At 59.6% G+C, this 6,082-nt stretch carries 7 protein-coding genes; 3 read left to right on the forward strand and 4 right to left on the reverse strand.

Annotated features, from left to right (window positions below; genetic code table 11):
• Nucleotides 1-33: 33 nt before the first annotated feature.
• The gene (cysK, locus tag AC0Z8Z_RS10845) at nucleotides 34-1,008 is read right to left on the reverse strand and encodes a cysteine synthase A (RefSeq protein WP_172611117.1); all 975 of its coding nucleotides are present in this window, start codon (nucleotides 1,006-1,008) and stop codon (nucleotides 34-36) included.
• 126 nt (nucleotides 1,009-1,134) lie between these two features.
• Between cysK and AC0Z8Z_RS10850 the strand changes: the two genes are divergently transcribed.
• Complete coding sequence (locus tag AC0Z8Z_RS10850) at nucleotides 1,135-2,208, forward strand: DUF748 domain-containing protein (RefSeq protein WP_485619093.1); 1,074 nt, start codon at nucleotides 1,135-1,137, stop codon at nucleotides 2,206-2,208.
• A gap of 154 nt (nucleotides 2,209-2,362) precedes the next feature.
• On the opposite strand, the gene AC0Z8Z_RS10855 is transcribed toward AC0Z8Z_RS10850, so the two are convergent.
• Both AC0Z8Z_RS10855 and AC0Z8Z_RS10860 read right to left on the reverse strand, forming a co-directional pair.
• Entirely contained in the window at nucleotides 2,363-2,875 is a 513-nt protein-coding gene (locus AC0Z8Z_RS10855; protein WP_485619094.1) for a DUF2442 domain-containing protein, read from the reverse strand.
• Nucleotides 2,872-3,102 carry a DUF4160 domain-containing protein gene (locus AC0Z8Z_RS10860; RefSeq protein WP_205484518.1) on the reverse strand — a complete coding sequence of 77 codons (231 nt, stop codon included), beginning with the start codon at nucleotides 3,100-3,102 and terminating at the stop codon, nucleotides 2,872-2,874. Before AC0Z8Z_RS10860 ends, AC0Z8Z_RS10855 begins: the two co-directional genes overlap by 4 nt.
• Nucleotides 3,103-3,308: 206 nt before the next feature.
• Between AC0Z8Z_RS10860 and AC0Z8Z_RS10865 the strand changes: the two genes are divergently transcribed.
• Together AC0Z8Z_RS10865 and AC0Z8Z_RS10870 are read left to right on the forward strand one after the other, a co-directional pair.
• Nucleotides 3,309-4,154 (forward strand): AAA family ATPase, encoded by an 846-nt coding sequence (locus AC0Z8Z_RS10865; RefSeq protein ID WP_485619095.1) that lies wholly within the window; start codon nucleotides 3,309-3,311, stop codon nucleotides 4,152-4,154.
• A gap of 45 nt (nucleotides 4,155-4,199) precedes the next feature.
• Nucleotides 4,200-5,378: a vWA domain-containing protein gene (locus AC0Z8Z_RS10870; RefSeq protein ID WP_122537461.1), complete on the forward strand. Its 1,179-nt coding sequence runs from the start codon at nucleotides 4,200-4,202 to the stop codon at nucleotides 5,376-5,378.
• A gap of 11 nt (nucleotides 5,379-5,389) precedes the next feature.
• Here the strand turns inward: AC0Z8Z_RS10870 and AC0Z8Z_RS10875 are convergent.
• On the reverse strand, nucleotides 5,390-6,082 hold a 693-nt coding region (locus AC0Z8Z_RS10875; protein ID WP_485619096.1), incomplete at its 5' end, for a hypothetical protein.

Genomic DNA, 6,082 nt, shown 5'->3' on the forward strand with positions numbered 1-6,082 from the left:
CCGGGTAAAAAGCCGAAGCGGCCGCGGACACGACTATTGGGTCAGCTCGCGTTCAGTAAACAGGTCGCTGAAGAGCATGCTCGACAGGTAACGTTCACCCGAATCCGGCAGCACCACCACGATCGTCTTGCCCTGCATTTCCGGCTTCTCGGCCAGGCGCACCGCTGCGTGCATGGCCGCGCCGCAAGAAATACCGCAGAGAATCCCCTCCTCCTGCATCAGACGCAGGGCCATGGCCTTGGCCTCTTCATCACTGACCAGTTCGACGCGGTCGACAATCGAGAGATCGAGGTTTTTCGGGATGAAGCCCGCGCCAATGCCCTGAATCTTGTGGGGGCTGGGTTTGATCTCTTCACCGGCCATTGCCTGGGTGATGATCGGCGAGCCCATGGGTTCTACCGCCACAGAAATGATCGGCTTGCCCATGGCGTGCTTGATGTAGCGCGAGACGCCGGTGATCGTGCCGCCGGTGCCGACGCCCGCGACCAGCACGTCGATGGCGCCGTCGGTGTCGTTCCAGATTTCCGGCCCGGTGGTCTTCTCGTGAATGGCCGGGTTGGCCGGGTTCTCGAACTGCGCCGGCATGAAGTAGGTGTCGGGATCACTGGCAAGCAGCTCCTCGGCTTTGGCGATGGAGCCTTTCATACCCAGCGCCGGCTCGGTCAGGACCAGTTCGGCACCCAGGGCCTTGAGCACCTTGCGCCGCTCTATACTCATGGAGGCCGGCATGGTCAGGGTCAGTTTGTAACCACGGGCTGCGGCGACAAATGCCAGGCCGATGCCGGTATTGCCTGACGTGGGTTCGACGATGGTCATGCCGGGCTTGAGTCTGCCGCTGCTTTCGGCGTCCCAGATCATGTTCGCGCCGATCCGGCACTTGACGGAATACCCCGGATTACGCCCCTCGATCTTGGCCAGGATGGTGACCCCGCGCGGCGCGATTCGGTTGATCTGCACCAGTGGCGTGTTGCCGATGGAATGGGCGTTATCTGCGTAAATACGGCTCATGACCGGGTCCTTGTGCAGGTTTGGAAAAGCTCAAAGCCTATGCCTTGAGCCGGTGCAACGTCCAGTCGAAGCGAACCGATCACATCGCCAGCAGTCAACAAAACTACGTGACTGGAGGGTGGAAGCATGAAACGTCGTTACAGCTGGCCGTTATGGACAATTGTTGGCCTGGTGGTGCTGCTCATCGCGGTGCATATCGCGCTGCCCTACGTGGTGCGCAATTATCTCAATGACAAGCTGGCAGACATGGGCGACTACCGCGGCCAGGTTACCGACGTGGACCTGGCCCTGTGGCGCGGGGCGTACCGGATCAACGGTCTGAAAATCGTCAAGGTCGACGGCAAGGTCCCGGTGCCGCTGCTGGATGCACCGGTCATCGACCTCGCGGTCAGCTGGCATTCGCTCTGGTACGACCATGCTGTGGTCGCCGAGGTCGCGTTCGTCAGCCCCGAACTCAACTTCGTCGACGGCGGCCCGGACAAGCGCCAGTCCCAGACCGGTGCGGGCACAGACTGGCGCGCCCAGCTGGACAAGCTGCTGCCGATCACCCTCAACGAGCTGCGCATTCAGGACGGCAAGATTACCTTCAGCAATTTCAACTCGACGCCGAAAGTGAAAATCGATGCCGATAACATCAACGCCAGCATCTATAACCTGACCAACGTCGAAGACAAGGCCGGCAAGCGTGATGCCCGCTTCGAGGGCAAGGCCATGCTGCTGGGGCACGCGCCGCTGGAAAGCACCGCAACCTTCGACCCGTTCAGCCTGGAGGACTTTGACTTCAAGCTGCGCGCGACCGGTATTCAGCTCAAGCGCCTGAACGACTTCGCCTCGGCGTACGGCAAATTCGACTTCAACGCGGGGGACGGCGATGTGGTCGTCGAAGCGCAGGCCACCAATGGCCAGCTCAGCGGCTACATAAAGCCCCTGCTGCGTAACGTCGATGTATTCGACTGGCAACAGGACGTCGAGAATCAGAACAAAGGCTTCTTCCGCTCGATCTGGGAAGCCGTGGTCGGCGGCAGCGAAACGGTGCTCAAGAACCAAGGGAAAAATCAGTTTGCCACCCGCGTCGAACTCAGCGGCAGTGTTCACAAACAGGACATCAATGCGTTCGAGGCGTTTTTGCAGATCCTGCGCAATGCGTTCATAAAAGCGTTCAACACCCGCTATGACAGTGGCAAGAGCGAGGCGAAGTAAGCCTGTCGCTCGGTAAGTCGTGTGTGAGAGGCTACCCGTCTTGTCGATGCCGGGTTGTGACGCAACAAACGCGGTCAATGTGGGAGCGAGCTTGCTCGCGAAGCGTTATTTCAGCGATACGTAATGGCTGAAATAACGCCATTGCGTGCCTGGCTCACGCCTCACCTTCCCCGCTCGGTTTATCAACGCCATAGGCCGCATGCTTTTCCGCCAGCAACACGCCGTTCTCTGCCTGATTCTGCAACGCATCCCATCCCAGGCACGCCAGCGCCAACGTGCGCGGTGCGGCCTCGCTGCCGTTGGTGTAGCGGGTGATGCTGCGCGTGCTCACGCCCAGCGCTTCGGCCGCCAAGGCAAGCGGCAAGCCGGTGCGCGCGCGCCAGCCGATGAAGATCCGCGTGTTTTCGTCGGTGGCGGCCTGCGCCTTGGCGTCCAGATAAAGAGTATCGGCGCCGATCTGGATGTCGGGCTCGGCCCACTCGACGGTCCAGCCGTCGTCGCCGATCTGAGCCTGCTTGAACACGTTCGGATCCTTGAGCGGTTGCAGCCCTGGAAATGCAGTGATGTCGCCGCTCAGGTCGAGGACGTATTTCACGTCGTTGATAAATGTCAGCGCCAATTGTTGATGAGCCAACGCCTCTACGGTTTTGAGGCGTGGACGTTTCATGGATGCCATCGTTTCCATTCCTCCAGCAATTCTGTTTGGTGGGTCCTTACCCATTCGAGCGCCTCCCTGAGGACGGCGGCCGGGGCGTGGCCGAGCATGGGTTCAACCAACTGCAGACAGATCAACACATCCAGCCCGCCACCGGTGAGGTGCACGTGGGGCGGCAGGTGATCCTTTTCCCGCAGTTGAATCCTGTATTTGTCCCTGAATCTGTATTTGGTCGACATGCGCAGGAAGGTATCGCTATTTTGGCGATACCTCAACGACCGTTACAAATTTTAGCCGGTCAGGCCGTGACGCCCCATTCAGGTACTGAATAAAGCGTCTGCATTCACAGTGGCGCGGGGTGCGCGGTATAGTCGCTGCACTCATTGCGCCCTATCTTGCGCGATTCAGGCCACAGGCCTGTTCGCGCTGTTCGAGGATTTTCCCGATGAAATTCGAAGGCACCCATGCCTACGTCGCCACCGACGATCTGAAGCTTGCGGTCAATGCCGCCATCACCCTGGAGCGCCCGCTGCTGGTCAAGGGTGAGCCCGGCACCGGCAAGACCATGCTCGCCGAGCAACTGGCCGAATCCTTCGGCGCGCGGCTGATCACCTGGCACATCAAATCGACCACCAAGGCCCATCAGGGGCTCTACGAGTACGATGCGGTCAGCCGCCTGCGCGACTCGCAGCTGGGCGTCGACAAAGTCCACGACGTGCGCAACTACCTGAAGAAGGGCAAGCTCTGGGAAGCCTTCGAATCCGAAGAGCGGGTGATTCTGTTGATCGACGAGATCGACAAGGCAGACATCGAGTTCCCCAACGACTTGCTGCAAGAACTCGACAAAATGGAGTTCTACGTTAACGAGATCGACGAAACGATCAAGGCCAAAAAGCGCCCGATCATCATCATTACGTCCAACAACGAGAAAGAGCTGCCGGACGCGTTTCTGCGCCGCTGCTTCTTTCACTACATCGCGTTTCCCGATCGCAGCACCCTGCAGAAGATCGTCGACGTGCATTACCCGGACATCAAAAAGGACCTGGTCAGCGAGGCGCTGGACGTGTTCTTCGACGTGCGCAAAGTCCCGGGCCTGAAGAAAAAACCCTCGACCTCCGAGCTGGTGGACTGGCTCAAATTGCTGATGGCCGACAACATCGGCGAAGCGGTACTGCGCGAGCGCGACCCCACCAAAGCCATCCCGCCGCTGGCCGGTGCGCTGGTCAAGAACGAGCAGGACGTGCACCTGCTCGAACGCCTGGCATTCATGAGCCGTCGCGGCAATCGCTGAGCCTTTTTGGTCAAGCTTAATTAGATCAAGCGCGGGACGCCGACTATGTTGCTCAACCTGTTCAACGAAATGCGTGCGGCCAAAGTGCCAGTTTCGTTACGTGAACTGCTCGACCTCATCAACGCGCTGAAGCAGCGCGTGACGTTCGCTGACATGGACGAGTTCTATTACCTGTCGCGCACGATTCTGGTGAAGGACGAGCGCCATTTCGACAAGTTCGACCGGGCGTTTGGCGCTTACTTCAATGGCCTGGAAAAGCTCGACGATCACCTGCAGGCACTGATCCCCGAGGACTGGCTGCGCAAGGAGTTCGAGCGCTCGCTGACCGCTGAAGAGCGCGCGCAGATCCAGTCCCTGGGTGGCCTGGACAAGCTGATCGAAGAATTCAAGAAGCGTCTGGAAGAGCAAAAGGAGCGCCACGCCGGCGGCAACAAATGGATCGGCACCGGCGGCACCAGCCCGTTTGGCTCAGGCGGTTACAACCCAGAAGGGATTCGGGTGGGCGACGCCGGCCAGCGTCAGGGCAAGGCAGCGAAGGTTTGGGATCAACGCGAGTACAAGAACCTCGACGACGGCGTTGAACTGGGCACGCGCAACATCAAAGTGGCCCTGCGGCGCCTGCGCAAGTTCGCGCGCCAGGGTGCGGCGGACGAGCTGGACATCGACGGCACCATCGATCACACCGCCCGTGACGCCGGCCTGCTGAACATCCAGATGCGCCCGGAACGTCGCAACACCATCAAGCTGTTGCTGCTGTTCGACATCGGCGGCTCGATGGACGCGCACGTGAAGATCTGCGAAGAACTGTTTTCAGCCTGCAAGACCGAGTTCAAGCACATGGAGTATTTCTACTTCCATAACTTCGTCTACGAATCGGTGTGGAAGAACAACCAGCGCCGCACCTCCGAGCGCACCGCCACCCAGGACCTGCTGCATAAATACGGCGCCGACTACAAAGTAATCTTCATCGGCGACGCCGCCATGGCGCCCTACGAAATCACCCAACCGGGCGGCAGCGTCGAGCACTGGAACGAAGAAGCGGGCTACGTCTGGATGCAGCGGTTCATGGCCAAGTTCAAGAAAATCATCTGGATTAACCCGTACCCCAAAGACGCCTGGGCCTACACCACCTCCACCAACATCGTGCGCGACTTGATCGAAGATCAGATGTACCCGCTGACGTTGCGCGGACTGGAGGAAGGGATGCGGTATTTGGCGAAGTGAGGTTTTAGTACCTAGTTCATAACGACTTCGCTAATTTTCCCCTGTGTACGAGCTTGCTTGCGAGTGGGGACCGCTTGGGCGATCAACTTCGCCTGACCCAGCGCATTCGCCAGCAAGCTGACTCCCACATGTTCAGTGCATGACGCCGATATTCCGGCAAACGCAGCTCCATCGTGGGGGCGAGCTTGCTCGCGAATGGGGACCGCCTGAGCAATCAACTTCGCCTGACCCAGCGCATTCGCCAGCAAGCTGACTCCCACAGGTTCAGTGCATGACGCCGATATTCCGGCAAACGCAGCTCCATGGTGGGAGCGAGCTTGCTCGCGAATGGGGACCGCCTGAGCAATCAACTTCGCCTGACCCAGCGCATTCGCCAGCAAGCTAACTCCCACATGTTCAGTGCATGACGCCGACATTCCGGCAAACACAGCTCCATCGTGGGAGCGAGCTTGCTCGCGAATGGGGACCGCCTGAGCAATCAACTTCGCCTGACCCAGCGCATTCGCCAGCAAGCTGACTCCCACAGGTTCAGTGCATGACGCCGATATTCCGGCAAACGCAGCTCCATCGTGGGAGCGAGCTTGCTTGCGAGTGGGGACCGCTTGGGCGATCAACTTCGCCTGACCCAGCGCATTCGCCAGCAAGCTGACTCCCACAGGTTCAGTGCATGACGCCGATATTCCGGCAAACGCAGCTCCATCGTG

It is taken from the genome of Pseudomonas sp. 1L-C-7-B-C1 (assembly GCF_057291635.1).